14 protein-coding genes and 1 pseudogene are annotated in these 13,101 nt (G+C 65.2%); 9 read left to right on the forward strand and 6 right to left on the reverse strand.

Annotated elements, in window-relative coordinates; translation table 11 throughout:
• The first annotated feature begins 164 nt into the window (after positions 1-164).
• Positions 165-785, forward strand: coding sequence for a trypsin-like serine peptidase (locus IU450_RS27845; protein ID WP_195152708.1), 621 nt, complete (start codon positions 165-167; stop codon positions 783-785).
• 932 nt (positions 786-1,717) lie between these two features.
• Here IU450_RS27845 and IU450_RS27850 read toward each other — a convergent pair.
• The 3 genes from IU450_RS27850 to IU450_RS27860 are packed head-to-tail and all read right to left on the reverse strand — an operon-like array spanning position 1,718 to position 3,034.
• The gene (locus tag IU450_RS27850; RefSeq protein ID WP_195152709.1) at positions 1,718-2,053 is read right to left on the reverse strand and encodes a hypothetical protein; all 336 of its coding nucleotides are present in this window, start codon (positions 2,051-2,053) and stop codon (positions 1,718-1,720) included.
• On the reverse strand, positions 2,046-2,258 hold the full coding sequence (locus tag IU450_RS27855) for a hypothetical protein (protein ID WP_195152710.1): 213 nt from the start codon (positions 2,256-2,258) through the stop codon (positions 2,046-2,048). The genes IU450_RS27850 and IU450_RS27855 overlap by 8 nt, the downstream gene beginning before the upstream one ends.
• Positions 2,255-3,034 carry a GbsR/MarR family transcriptional regulator gene (locus IU450_RS27860; protein ID WP_195152711.1) on the reverse strand — a complete coding sequence of 260 codons (780 nt, stop codon included), beginning with the start codon at positions 3,032-3,034 and terminating at the stop codon, positions 2,255-2,257. Before IU450_RS27860 ends, IU450_RS27855 begins: the two co-directional genes overlap by 4 nt.
• Between IU450_RS27860 and IU450_RS40105 the strand changes: the two are divergent.
• The 3 genes and pseudogenes from IU450_RS40105 to IU450_RS27870 all read left to right on the forward strand — a co-directional run.
• Positions 2,977-3,108 (forward strand): annotated as a pseudogene (locus IU450_RS40105) (hypothetical protein); the annotation flags it as partial. The gene IU450_RS27860 and the pseudogene IU450_RS40105 sit on opposite strands and share 58 nt — an antisense overlap.
• A gap of 79 nt (positions 3,109-3,187) precedes the next feature.
• Positions 3,188-3,514: an LGFP repeat-containing protein gene (locus IU450_RS40110; RefSeq protein ID WP_228835240.1), complete on the forward strand. Its 327-nt coding sequence runs from the start codon at positions 3,188-3,190 to the stop codon at positions 3,512-3,514.
• 708 nt (positions 3,515-4,222) lie between these two features.
• Positions 4,223-4,864: a hypothetical protein gene (locus IU450_RS27870; protein ID WP_228835241.1), complete on the forward strand. Its 642-nt coding sequence runs from the start codon at positions 4,223-4,225 to the stop codon at positions 4,862-4,864.
• 333 nt (positions 4,865-5,197) lie between these two features.
• Here IU450_RS27870 and IU450_RS27875 read toward each other — a convergent pair whose 3' ends face one another.
• Positions 5,198-5,740, reverse strand: coding sequence for a TerD family protein (locus IU450_RS27875; protein ID WP_195152712.1), 543 nt, complete (start codon positions 5,738-5,740; stop codon positions 5,198-5,200).
• 210 nt (positions 5,741-5,950) lie between these two features.
• On the opposite strand from IU450_RS27875, the gene IU450_RS27880 reads away from it, so the two are divergent.
• Positions 5,951-6,493: a TOBE domain-containing protein gene (locus tag IU450_RS27880; RefSeq protein ID WP_324197857.1), complete on the forward strand. Its 543-nt coding sequence runs from the start codon at positions 5,951-5,953 to the stop codon at positions 6,491-6,493.
• Between the two features lie 471 nt (positions 6,494-6,964).
• On the opposite strand, the gene IU450_RS27885 is transcribed toward IU450_RS27880, so the two are convergent.
• Entirely contained in the window at positions 6,965-7,174 is a 210-nt protein-coding gene (locus IU450_RS27885) for a hypothetical protein (protein ID WP_195152713.1), read from the reverse strand.
• 284 nt (positions 7,175-7,458) lie between these two features.
• Positions 7,459-8,370 carry a caspase family protein gene (locus IU450_RS27890; RefSeq protein WP_324197858.1) on the reverse strand — a complete coding sequence of 304 codons (912 nt, stop codon included), beginning with the start codon at positions 8,368-8,370 and terminating at the stop codon, positions 7,459-7,461.
• 777 nt (positions 8,371-9,147) lie between these two features.
• Between IU450_RS27890 and IU450_RS27895 the strand changes: the two genes are divergently transcribed.
• The 4 genes from IU450_RS27895 to IU450_RS27910 all read left to right on the forward strand — a co-directional run bounded on the left by IU450_RS27895 (position 9,148) and on the right by IU450_RS27910 (position 13,086).
• The gene (locus IU450_RS27895) at positions 9,148-9,987 is read left to right on the forward strand and encodes an SDR family oxidoreductase (protein ID WP_195152715.1); all 840 of its coding nucleotides are present in this window, start codon (positions 9,148-9,150) and stop codon (positions 9,985-9,987) included.
• Between the two features lie 12 nt (positions 9,988-9,999).
• Complete coding sequence (locus IU450_RS27900) at positions 10,000-10,647, forward strand: carboxymuconolactone decarboxylase family protein (protein WP_195152716.1); 648 nt, start codon at positions 10,000-10,002, stop codon at positions 10,645-10,647.
• A gap of 50 nt (positions 10,648-10,697) precedes the next feature.
• Positions 10,698-11,588 carry an alpha/beta hydrolase gene (locus IU450_RS27905; protein ID WP_195152717.1) on the forward strand — a complete coding sequence of 297 codons (891 nt, stop codon included), beginning with the start codon at positions 10,698-10,700 and terminating at the stop codon, positions 11,586-11,588.
• A gap of 61 nt (positions 11,589-11,649) precedes the next feature.
• Positions 11,650-13,086 carry an FAD-dependent monooxygenase gene (locus IU450_RS27910; RefSeq protein WP_195152718.1) on the forward strand — a complete coding sequence of 479 codons (1,437 nt, stop codon included), beginning with the start codon at positions 11,650-11,652 and terminating at the stop codon, positions 13,084-13,086.
• Positions 13,087-13,101: the final 15 nt, after the last annotated feature.

Consider the following 13,101-nt stretch of genomic DNA (forward strand, 5'->3'; position numbering starts at 1 on the left):
CCCCAGGACTAGTTGCTGGGCAACGTATCTCCGATCTGTTTTTGTCCGATTTGGATGCTGGCGATGGAGTCGAGGACGTTCTATCGGGCACTGCGGCAGCGGCGTAGCTGAGGCGAGGCGAGAACAAGGCAGATCTGCCGAAACGCTTTATCCCGCAAGATGGGATGACGGTGCACCGGACGGCATTCGGGGTTGGCCCGCGTCACGTGCTCACCGCGAGTCATTGCGTCGACTGGTCGGGCGGGTTGATGAAGGTCGAAGTCCACCTGTTCGGCGCGACGGCTCGTGACTGGTCCTACGTCACGCGAGCGATCGCGTATACCGACATCACAACGGTTACGTCCACCACAGTCGATGAGGACTACGCCTGTCTCGTGCTCGAAAAACCGCTCGGCGAGGCCTTCGGTTGGCTCGGCGTCCGGGAGTACGACAGCGACTGGGATGACGACGACGTTTGGTCCTCGATCGGGTACCCAGGGGACGTCGCCAGCGGAGTCCAGCCCATCTTCATCGGGAACAAGAGTATGGACGAGGACGAGTGGGACTTCGGCTCCGGCCGCGCCATGAACAGCAACGTCGACATGATGAAAGGTCAGTCAGGATCCCCCATGTTCGGCTGGTGGAATTACGACGACGGCACCGGCACTCGACCCTGGCCTTTTGTCACGGCAGTCATATCTTCGGAGAGCTTTGGCTTCTACCCGCCGACCTTCAGGATCAATTGGTGCTCCGGCGGGGCCGATATCGTCCGCCTCGTCAGGTACGCAAAGCGGAACTACCCCTAGCTCGGCAGGGATGTGGCCGTCTAGGCGGCAGTTACGTGCGCGGGTAGAACGTCCCCGCCGGAGGTGTGTTGCCCCATAACTACCGTTATCGGGCAAGACGGCTCGGGCACGCCTCCAGCGAAACCCACTCAGATCTACGCGCTGCTCGCAGGCCAGTCGCCGATGGCAAGATCCGCGCCGCGCGGCGACGGCGCGACGGCGGCCGTCGACGCTGAGCGTTTTGGTCGGAGCGCACCTGTGGGAGGAACATTTCGGAGATGAACCGCGGCATCAACCACGAGTGGGCCATCGCGAGACTGCGGAACTATCTGAGAATCGCGGAGATCGAGTCCGTCCCAAGCCCACGGGGAGTGGTTGGGGGGCTGACCGAATGCCGCTGCTGTAGTTTCTCCTACGGCTACTTGGGGTCGGATCATGCTGCCCTGACACAGTTTCAGCATTGCTACATGCCGGTACTTTTGTCAATGGTTCAAGGTCATCCAGCTGAAATTGACTTTTACTAGTTCGCGAATGTTCAGCGATTCGATGAGGGGAGGCCGAGGCTGTCTCGTCCCGGGCTGGCGAGGGTCCGAAAGGCCGGGTGCCCGCAGACTGATGTGCGGCTTCTCGTTGATTCGTTGCGCCTGCAGCGCGATGTAAGCCCACTTGCTCCGGGAAGCTGGGATACCCGGTGCGGATGGCAAGGACCGGACACGCACGTTGATGTCGTCCTCGTAGGTCGGCATCGCGGCGGGATGCGGGCACAGTGAAGCTTCGCTCGAGACGGATGAGGACGCTGGTTGACGAGAACGCGTCGAACCAATCAGTCATCCGCCCGGGTCCGGCGGCACTGCGCGAGCAGACGCTCGCTGACAGTGAGCGGCTCCAAGCCCGGCGAGTAGTCACACAAAACCGGTCATCCCGACTGGTCGACGTCGACCGCCGAACTCGGCTCAGGATGCCTTGCGGTGCTCGTCGTTCTCGTGCTGAGCGATCACGGCCAAGAGTTCGCGCACCCACGCCGGTCGCTGCGCGCCGGTTCCGGCCTCGGCCACGTCGCGTTCGATCAACGAACGGATATAGGCCGACTGCGACATGCCGAGGTTCGCCGCGCGGCGCTTACACGCCTGATCGAGGTCACGGGTCAGCTTCACCGATCGGGGGATGAGGACCGGTTCCGCGCCCGCGCCGGTCTCGATCGGCGGGGTGACCGGTTCATCGGTGAACTCGAGGCGCTCGGTCATCGCCGCTACCTCGGCGGGGCTCATGTTCAAGAACGGATCAGTCATTGCGGGTCGCCTCCCACTTCTCGAAGTCCGCGGTCTGGTCTGCTGTGAGGTATGCGGCGTTGTACACCTCGATGTCGCGACCGAGGTGACGGGCGAACACCGATATCGGTGTGCCGTCGTCAGCGCGACCCCAGATCACCAGCGATACCAGCCCGGTCGCCGGGTCGGCAGCCGATCGTAGCCAGACCGGTCGCTTCCCCTTCATCCACGCATCCACCAAGTCGAATACGTCGTCCGGGTCGACTCCTGTTCGCGCCAGCATCTGGGCGAGCGCCCAGTACCACTCGATCGCCACATTCTCAGACTACCGTAGAGACTACGCGTCTGGGAGGGTGAACCTCCTAGGTCCACTCCAGCACCGGGTGCACAGAGACGGTCGCCACACGTGACCCGGAGTCGAGGCATTCTGCTGATCAGTGCGCTGCCAGCAGTGATGAGCCGTGGCGTGGCAGGATTCAATAGCCGGGCTTGCGAGTACACGACTCGATCACCGTTCCCGACTACGCCACGGGCGGCCGTATCACCCCTGGCTCGGCGGATGCGAGGCCGGCTGAGCTTATGGCGGTGAAGCTCGGCTGAGTCGTGTTCGGCGGCGTACTGCTCGCGCCAGCGATCAACGAGCGGAACCAGTCCGTTGGTCATGTAGGTGTAGAAGTCCTGCATCTCGTGCAGGCGCGCCGCGGTGGCGGTGTCCGGGGCGGAAGCGCCGATGCCTTCCTGGGCGGCGTCACGCATGGTGGCCAGCATCGTGTTCTGCTGCGACATCAATGCTGCCCAGGCGCCTGCGCGGAAGCGGTAATGGTCGCGGCGGCTGCCGGGGGCGGGGACGCGTTCGATCAGGCCGACGGGGATGAGTTGTTTGATCGCGGCGGAGACCGCGCCGGAGCTGATCGACAGCTCTGCGCACAGGTCCACAGCGGTCATTGTGGCTTGTTCGGTGTAGAGCAAGGCGGTCATCACGCGCGCGGTGGTGCGTTGCATCCCGCCACCGTCGGACAGGGTCAAAGCCCGGCTTCTCCGTTCAAGACTTCGACAACGGTGCCATCTACTGGACAGACAAGACCGGGGCCTGGGAAGTGTTTGGGCTGATCGGGAACAAGTACGTCCGCGTTGCGGTGGCCGGTCAGCGGAGAATTGTCCACGCCGAACGGTCCGGCCCGGTTCAACCGGTTCCAGACCGGCAACATCTATCACTCCCCGGCAGGAACCGACGCCGTCTACGGCGGTATCTTCGGCGAATGGGCCCGGCAAGGCTACGAGAACGGCCGACTCGGATTCCCCATCTCCGACGAATTCGACGTCCCCTGGCCGTCGCATGGATTTCCAACGCGGCTGGATCGAATGGAACGCCACTACGGGGCAACTCACCACCGGGTGAGGCGCTCGCGAGGGTCAGCGCGGATCATCGGCGCCGATCCTTCTCCGAGTGCGAGAGCAGCGCTTCGGCCCCGGGGAGCATGAATCCGGGGCTGAAGCGGCAGTGGTGCTATACCCGACTGGAGCTCGAGCGGTACCGAAAATACTCGACTCGCGACTGCGGGCGCTGCACCCCAGGGGTGAGTCGCAACGCCGAGTTGTCACTTGCCATGTCTCGGAGCTGGGTGACAGTCCAGCGGTGATGAGGACTGCGGACTGCGAGGTATGAGGCTTGGCCGCCGTATGGATGCATCGCGACGCGACGATATTGCTCTGCTGCGGAGTCGCTCGGCTTGCAGGCAGCGCCCGGATCGCCGGGAAATTCGAAATGCCCTGCTTATCGGGTCTTCCCTGTTGTCACGGCCACGGTCGGTCAGTGGGTGTGCTGACCTGGCTGAACCTGGCCGGCGTAGTCGAACCGACACGTGCGTCACCACGCTGGCAGCGGTCGCGCGCCGATTGCCGACCGGAGCGGTCACGAGTGAGGACGAGCTGGTGTGACGCGGCGACCGGAGTGCAGCTTCGACCCGACCTTGACGCGGTCGTCGCCGACGACGTAACCGGACGCGTGAGCGGCCTGGTCACGGCGGCGTATCTCGCCCTGCCCTGCCCCGCAGCTCGGCCCAGGTGTTGTTTCGCAGCCGCACGAACGCCGGTCACTGGAGGTTGTGGACGCCGCTTGCGGTGTTCGTGCGTATCGCGGTGGACAGAGGGTAGGCGATATATGCATCTACTTCGATGAATGGAGGCGTCATGAGGGACGTCGACGACAATGTTTCCGCAGGCCGCGGTCGTCCGCTTCGGATTCCGCGTAGCCGGGGAGCTCTCGGCGGGCTCGGTGTGCTACTCCTGGGCGTGTGGGGTGCGCTGATCCCGTTCGTCGGGCCGTACTTCGACTTCGCGTTCACTCCGGACGAGCCATGGGTGTGGACGGCGGCGCGTGGGTGGCTCCAGGTATTGCCCGGCGTCGCCGCGATCATCGGCGGATTGCTCATGTTGGCAAGCCGCAACCGGCTCGTGGCGAGCTTCGGTGGGTGGCTGGCAGTGGCGGCGGGCGTGTGGTTCGTGATCGGGCCGCTGCTGGCGGACCCACTGGGGATCGGGGACGTCGGGGAACCCGTCGCTACGTCCGACCTGAAGCATGCCGTGCTGCAGCTGACCTACTTCTATGGTCTCGGTGCGCTGATCCTGTTCTTCGCCGCGGCCTCGCTCGGCCGATTGTCAGTGCGTAGCGCACGCGATATCGCCTTCGCGCGACGCGAGATCGATGCCCGAGCCGCGGAAGCAGACAGTCAGCGCCGGATAGCCGACACGCCAGGCCCTGTGGAACCCGGCTCCCGGGCTGATTCCGTAGCGGGGCCGCGGCCGAACAAGCCCGGTCTGCACCGCGGGTGAACAACCCATTCTCGGCGGCGTCCCCCGAAGACTGCGGGCGGCCTCTCGCGGTCTACGGTCTGTCCAACCGCGGGGCGCAGCAATGGGCTCCACGGGCTGGTCCGTCTCCGAAGCCGGCATCGGTTCATAGGGCGCCGCGATCGAATTGTTTCCAGCGTGCCTCCAGCACAGGTTGAGCTGATATCGACCCACACACCACCGCGTGGCTCCTACGAGCACCAGGGCTCCATGTGGTGAATGTCGATGTCGATCGCTTGATTCCTGTGTAGCCGGATCATCGGAGGCGACCGAAGGTGGAAAGGCGTTCGACTGCACTGCGCGTCAGCTATCCGATCAGGTCAGGAATCGGGTCATGTGCGGGATCGCCTCGACCGGATGTTGCGCGCTGATGGCCTCGCCGATCGGCTCGAAACGCCACGTTCCCCCAGGCCGGGACACTTTGCCCATCACCAGGCCGGTGTGGGAAGCGTCTGCGCTGAGGTCGTAACGAGCGATCTCGGTGCCGGAGGTGCTGTCGACCACGCGGCAGAACGCGTTGTCGATCTGGTCGAAGGTTTGGCCGGTATATGAGGTGACGAGAAGAACGATGGTGGTGATCTGCGGCGGTATCCGGGTCAGGTCGATCGTGATCACCTCGTTGTCGCCTTTGCCTTCGCCAGTAGTGCTGTCCCCGAGGTGGCGCACCGAGCCGTCTCGCGAGCTGAGCTGCTGGTGGTAGACGACATCGGTGATGTGGTCCTCGGCGAACATCAATGCCGAAGCGTTCAGATCGATGTCCTTGGCGTCGGGGCCGAACCAATTGCGCCGCACCGGATCCCATCCCAATGCCATGCGAAGATGCTCGAGCCGCATCCTGTTGTGATCACTCGACGTCATGAGCTGGCTTCCTTCGGGTGTGGCGGGACGGGTGTCGAGTTCCGGTCCGGCAACCCGGTGGCGTGGCAGACGGTTGGGACCGAAGGCATTGTGGCCGTGGGGTACTGAGCGGTCCAGGCATCCAGTGGCAGCGCGAGCGGCGGGCGCAGGGGGGCGAATGCCCATGCGGTGGCCGCGACGGCTTGCACGTGAGGTCCCAGAACACGATCGGTGTCCCTGGCCGCGCCGAAGGAGGACTCCTCGCTTCCGCGAGTCGAGGCCTTGTCGCTGGGCAATCGCGTCGCCGTGATGCGCGACGGGGCGATCGTCCAATGCGGCCCGCCCACCGAGGTCTACGACGACCCCGCCACCGAATTCGTCGGCGGCTTCCTCGGCAGCCCGCCGATGAACTTCCTCACCGGCACAGTCCGCGCGGCGGAGGCGGGGCTGCGCATCGACCTGGGTGGGCAATCGCTCGCCGTTCCTGCCGCGCTGTCCTCGTTCGAAGGCGAGACGCTGCGGCTCGGTATCCGACCCGAGGCCATCGTGGTGACCGACGGACCGGCGGCCGCGACGGTGCGGGGCGAACTCGAAGTGCTCGAGCCCCTCGGCTCCTCGACTCTGCTCACCACCCGCGTCAGCGGGCAGACGGTGAAAGTCCAAGCACCGCCGGGCTTCCGCGCCGACGAGGGCGGCCCCTCGAATCTGTACCTGCCACCCGAGGCATGCCGCTGGTACGACCCGGAGACCGGAATGCTCTTGCCGGGCGCATGACCACCACCGCGGGTGACCGCGATATGTTCATCTCGATCGGGCCGGCCTACCTCGACGTGAACCGTGGTTGCGGGTAGCCCTCCATGTCCTCACGAGTTCCGCTCTCATGTCGATGTCGGTGAGCACGCCGAATTCCCGTTCGAATAAGGCGTTCCCCACCGACGGGACATCCGGACCTCCGGAATGGGCGATCTCGAGCAGGTTGAGGTTCCGGTGGCCGGTATGCTGCCAACCCGAGAGGATCGGTTGGCGGTCAGCGCACATCGGCAAGCGCGGATCTCCCGCCCGGCAAGCGCATTCAACGCTCCGGCGAGCGATCGACTTGATCCATGAGAGATGATTGCCCGCGTCCCGAGAACAAGGCTGGCCGGCTATCGACTGGTGAGGCCTGCGGCCGTTGGTTCCTGGCGAGTGGATGGGGTTCGCCGGTGACCGTCATGAGTGCTTCGATGACATCCCCGCGCAGGTGGGTCAGGACAGCTGTGTCTTCGTGGTGCTGCCGACATAGACCCGCTCGACCGTCTCCCCGAACGACGGGCGGACGTGGGCATGCACGGTCTCCGTGATCGAGGAGGTGGTGACCTCCAACTCCTTCGCCCACGGCAGGTTCTCACGGACTCGATTCCACAACCCGTCGTAACGCCTATAGCTGATCGGGCGCCCGCTGCGTTTGCGCAGCACTCGATGCGTAGCGTTCTCACCTCCCCGACGTTCGGCATGCTTTCCCAGGGGCGGCCATGAGACGGGGCGAAACCGGATGCCAGTGGAACCCCCGCCCCGCGTCCGTAGCCGCACCAGGCAGTTGTCGCGGTCGAGATCGTGAAGCGCCAGGCCAGGTATGGGCTGACCGAGCGTTGAGCGAGCCGACCACCAGGGAGATAGAAGAACTGATGGATGCGCATCAGATCCGTTCTCGCGGTCTCGCCAATTCCCGTTAATCGCACGCCATGCCGACTCATAGGTCCTCAGCGTCTTAGGCGGGACCTTCGTACGTACCTGGTCGATGTACTCACCAACTCGAGGAGGACCAGCCGATGAGTGGCCAGCATGGCTGGCACTGTGGTCGAGCCCAGATCGGTGATCGGCGCAATCGAGGTGTCGCCGCCAGATACCGGTCGGGTGGCAGGCGGGGTGAACAGCCGCAGTTCACCGGCGATGTTGACGGTTCGTCGCTGAGGGCGGGGGTAGCCGTCACGGTGCAGAGTCTGGTCGACCTTCTGGTAGAGCTGATCGAGCGTAAGGCCGATGTTGGTGGCGGTGCTGAGCAAGGCCGCGGTGAAGGCGGTGTGGCGGTGGCCTTCGGGCGCGACCGAAGGTTCGTTTCTGGCAGAGGATGCGATGGTGTAGGTCCCCTGAATGTCGATTTGACCATCGACGAGCGAGGAGGACGCTCCCATGGCCTCGAACGCTCGTCCCGAGAAGCAGCAATCCAGGATCAAGATGCGTGCACGGGCTGGACTCGCGATGAGTTCATCGCGCAGCGTTGCGAACGGCACCGAGCTCCACTCAGGGTGGTCTCGGCTGGTGCCGGACAGCGCCAAGAACAGTCGCCCACGTCGATCCACCACACCATGTCCGGCGAAATACACCAACAGGACGTCATCGGCCTCCCGTGCAGCGGTCGCAACCACCTGACCGACCTGCGCGCTGTGCTCAGGATCGGTCAGGACACTGCACTGGCGTTCGGCAAGCGCGCTTCCGGTGGATGCGGTCAGCAGCCGGTAAAGGTCCACGACATTGTTGACAGCAGCTGGAATGTCAGGGAACTCAGGATCGACATACCGGCTCACTCCGATTAGTGCGGCACGCCACCCGCTGCGACTCGGTGCCGGTGTCACTGTTGACGGTCCAGGTCGTCGATGCCTCGATCGCGCCACCGTCGCGGCGTGCCAGTTCCTTGATCTCGGGGCCTGCGCACTCCAGCGGATTCAGAGATCTTCGTGAGGCCCAGATTCCTGAACCAAGTCAACGGATCGATCAGCCGCCCCGAGTGCATCATCGGACCGGCCGGAACGGGAAAGACCGTGGTGGCGCTGCATCGACTGGCGCGCATCGCACGGGAGAGCACCGGCAAACTGCTGTTGACCAACTTCGTGCGCTCCACCTGCCTCGAGCGTCCGACAACCCTGGCCTATCTCGCCCGTGATGGTACCGAGAAGCGCGGTGATCGTCGGACCGGCGAAGTCGATGCGGTCGCCTCCCAACTGCGGAGATCGCCGCCGTGCATCGGGCGTGGGCGTGTTCGTTGTTCTCGAATCCGATTTGCTTATAACGACGTCGGTCGAGCGGGCACAGGTTCGGTGTGGCCGGGTCCGGGGCGATCTCGTGCATGCCGGCTGCGGCTCGGTGCAACGGGTGCTGCACCGGTCAGGTCGACCCGATTGTCGATCTTTTGCACATCGACGACAGCTTCCCGGTCTCCGAGGCGATCGAGCTCGGCGGGCGAGACGTTCCGGAAAGACAGTGGCCGATCGCGCACCGGGTAGGCGGTGAATCCTTCGGGAATCGGCAGTGGGCTCGTCGCTGGCTCGGCGACGCCGGGGTGGCAGGCCCCGCGTCGCGACGGGCCTGCGTCACCTGACCGATACGAGCGCGGGCGCATACCAGTCATCTGACGGACGCGACGGCTTCCGCGACCTTCGTAGCGTCGGACTATGGCGAAACGATCCGAAGCGCGCTCGGCGACCGTGCTGGTGACCGGTGCTTCCACCGGCATCGGGCGGGCCACCGCGCTGCTGCTGGCCCACGAGGGCTTCACCGTCTACGCCGGCGTCCGTAAGGAGGCCGACGGGCAGGCGCTCGGCAAGACCGTCATCCCGCTCCAGTTCGACGTCACCGATCCGGGCCGGATCGCCGAGGTCGCTGAAGGTCTGGGCCGCCTCGACGCGCTGGTCAACAACGCCGGAATCGGCGTGACCGGACCAGTCGAGTTCGTTCCGCTGGACGAGTGGCGTCGGCAGTACGAGGTGAACGTGTTCGGCCAGATCGCCGTCACCCAGGCCATGCTGCCGATGCTGCGGATCTCACACGGCCGAGTGGTCACCGTCGGCTCGGTGGGTAGTTGGATCACCCTGCCCTTCGGCGGTCCGCTCTGTTCCTCCAAGCACGCCATCCGCTCGATCAACGACGCCATGCGCATGGAGCTGAAACCCTTTGGCGTGCACACAGTCCTCATCGAACCCGGATCCACCCGAACCGACGCCGTCGACAAACTCGAGGACGAGGTCGAACCCCGCGTGGATTCTCTCGGACCCGAAGGCAAGCGGCTGTACGGCGGGGCCTATCGGACCATGGTCGCCAGCAGTCTCGAAGAGGAACGCACCGGCTCGAGCCCCGACGTGATCGCACGGGCCGTGCTGCACGCACTGACCGCACGCAAGCCGCGCTCTCGCTATCCGGTCGGCAAGAAGTCGCGTTTGATGAGCACACTCGGCCGCGTCGTCCCCCAGTACACCCTCGATGCCCTGCGCCTGCGCGCGTTGGGCCTGTCGTGAACGGGGTACATCATGACCCAGCTCTCCGGAGCCGACGCGCTGACCGCCCTCGACCCCGTCTTCGCCCAGCTCGCCGTCGGCGCGGGCGACAACCTCTGGGGCCTGACGCATCTGACGATGCGCGAGAAAGCCTTCGTCTGTTTGACTTCCGACCTGTGCCACCCGCACCTGGACCTGCCCCTGAGCATCCATGTGCGGATGGCCCTCACCAACGGCGTTGAACCCGAGGCCATCAGGGAGCTCTACCGCCACCTGGCCCCGTATGTGGGCTACCCCGTCGTCGTCTCAGCCTTTCAGCGCTTGCGCGAACTCGGCCTACCCGAAGCGCAGGACGTCGATCTGGTCTCGCCAGTGCCGCTGACCGGTGCGCTGTCCAGTACTGTCCGTGCACTGGAGGATGTGGACCCCAGACTGGCCGCCTTCACAGAGGACCAATTGGCCCAGCGCTGGGCCCGCCCGCACCTCAGCGTCCGGGAACGGGCAATCGCGTGCCTGACCGTGGACGTCTTCTACCAGACGCTGGGCGAATCGATGCACCTGCACGCTGAGCTGGCCAGGGCAGCCGGGGCCACCGAGGAGACCTTCCGCGACCTGCTCCGTGGGCTGGCCGAGTTCGGGCTGGCCCGAGCCTGGGCCGCCGCACGCGAACTCCTTTCCTGAACCAATCGCCGGCTACTGGCAGCCGGTCTACAGCCGTGGAGATGATCTGCATGCGAACCAAAGTGTCGTTCACCGTTGTCGGCGTCCGGTGCGTCGGCTACCTTTACCTGCCCGCCGAATCCGGTCCGGTGCCGTGCGTGGTGCTGTGCCACGGCTTCAGCGGAACGATGGACCGCCTCTTCGACTACGCCGAGCGCTTCGCCGCCGCGGGCTTCGCGGCGCTGGTTTTCGATTACCGAGGGTTCGGAGAGAGCGATGGCGAACCGCGCCAGCTCCCCGATATCGACGCCCAGCTTGCCGATATCGCGGCCGCTGTGGACTTCGCTCGAGAACATCAACGGGTCGATCCCGGCAGGGTGCTGCTGTGGGGCAATTCGCTGGGCGGAGCCCACGTAATCACCGTGGCCGCCGGCGATCCCCGCATCGCAGCCATCGTGGCGCAGATCCCGTTCAACGGATTCCCGAAGAAGGTCGAGGGCCGATCGACCGCCGACACACTGAAGCTGCTCACCGCGATCATCTGGGACGCCCTCCGCGGCAAGCTGGGCCTTCGCCCCTACTACATCCCCATGGTGGGCCACCCCGGAGAGCTCGCCGTGACTGCGAGCCCGGAGGCCGAACAGCATATCCAGGCTCTGACCGGTGGAAATCAGAACACGTTGTGGCGCAATATCGTAGCCCCCAGAGCTCTACTGCGGATGATGCGCTACCGGCCCGCCGAGTCCGCCGCCCGCCTGTCCCGCCCGCTACTGGTCTGCGTAGCCGCCGAGGACCGAGAAACACCCCTGGAAAAAAGCCGTGAGCTGGCCCGCCGAGCCCCCCACGGCGAACTCCGTGTCTATCCCGGCACCCACTTCACTTTTTACACCAACACCGAGTTCCGGGACCGTGTAGTCGCCGACCAGATCGACTTCTACCGCCGCGCATCCACAACGGCATGACGCGACACATGAGCACTCCACACGCCGAATCACGAACAAACTACTTTGGTTGGAGCACAATATGATTCCTGAGCAAACCGATGTACTTGTCGTCGGCGGCGGCCCTACCGGGCTGCTGCTGGCCGGTGACCTGGCCCGGGCGGGGGTGGCCGTCACCCTGGTGGAACGGCATCAGCACGGGTCGGACCTGACACGCGCCTTCGGCGTGCACGCCCGGACTCTCGAACAGCTCGATGCGCGCGGGATTGCCGACGAGATCGTGGCTGCGGGCGCGAAAGTAGGAAGACTCAGACTGTTCGGGTCGGTGAGCATAGATCTGGCAGGGCTGCTCGACAGCCGATTCCCGTACCTGCTCATCGTGCCACAGACCCACGTCGAGAACGTATTGCGCCGTCGGGCAATGGAACTCGGCGCCAACCTGGCACCAGGGGCCGTGCTGACCGAGCTCGCACAGACCGACGAAGGTGTGGACGCCACTGTGCAGCACGAGGATTCGAAGCAGCGAGTGCGCGCAGATTATCTGGTCGGCGCGGACGGCTACCATAGCCGGGTCCGGGAAGCACTGGGCCTGGAATTCCCGGGCAAATCGGTACTGAAGTCGATCATGCTGGCCGATGTCCGGCTCACCGCTGCGCCGGAGGATGTGCTGGCCGTCAACGGTGTCGGGGACTGTTTCGCCTTCATCGCCCCGTTCGGTGACGGCTGGTACCGCGTCTTCGCCTGGAACCGCCGCAATCAGCTGCCCGACACCGAACCCGTGGAACTGGACGAGCTGCGGGAGGTGGCCCGCCGCGCGCTCGGCTCCGATTACGGGATGCACGACCCGCGCTGGATGTCGCGATTCCACAGCGACGAACGGCAGGTCGAGTCGTATCGAGTCGGCCGGGTGTTCCTGGCCGGTGACGCCGCGCACGTGCACTCGCCCGCAGGTGGTCAAGGCATGAACACCGGACTGCAGGACGCCGCCAATCTGGGCTGGAAACTCGCTGCGGCCATTCAGGGTTGGGCCCCGGTCGGGCTGCTGGACAGTTATCACGCCGAACGACACCCGGTAGGACGGGAAGTGCTGCGCAGCAGCGGCGCGATTATTCGCGGCGCCATGCTGGAATCGCGGATCGGTCAGCTGGCCCGCAATGTCGTCGCGGGAACGGCACTCGAACTACCCCCGATCGCGCGCAAGGCCGCGGGGTCGATCTCGGGTATCGGGTTCGTCTACCCACGCCCCGAGGGTGCGCATCGCCTCGTCGGCAGTCGGGTCGGCGATACTCCGCTGCAGGGCACACCGGTGCGGCTGTACGAGGCGCTGCGGGGCGGGCGGTTCGTACTGGTCGCCAATGGTGCAGTGGCGGAGGCTGGTTGGGTTGACCACGTGCGTGTCGTCAGGCCTGCCGATCCGGCGCATCCGGCGATGCTGGTCCGCCCGGACGGCTATGTGGCCTGGGCCAGCGACCGTCAGGACGCGGCCGAATGCAAGGCGGCACTGGATAACTGGACCTGACCGCGGCCCGGTCCC

It is taken from the genome of Nocardia abscessus (genome assembly GCF_015477775.1).
In the GTDB taxonomy this organism is placed as follows: domain Bacteria; phylum Actinomycetota; class Actinomycetes; order Mycobacteriales; family Mycobacteriaceae; genus Nocardia; species Nocardia abscessus_A.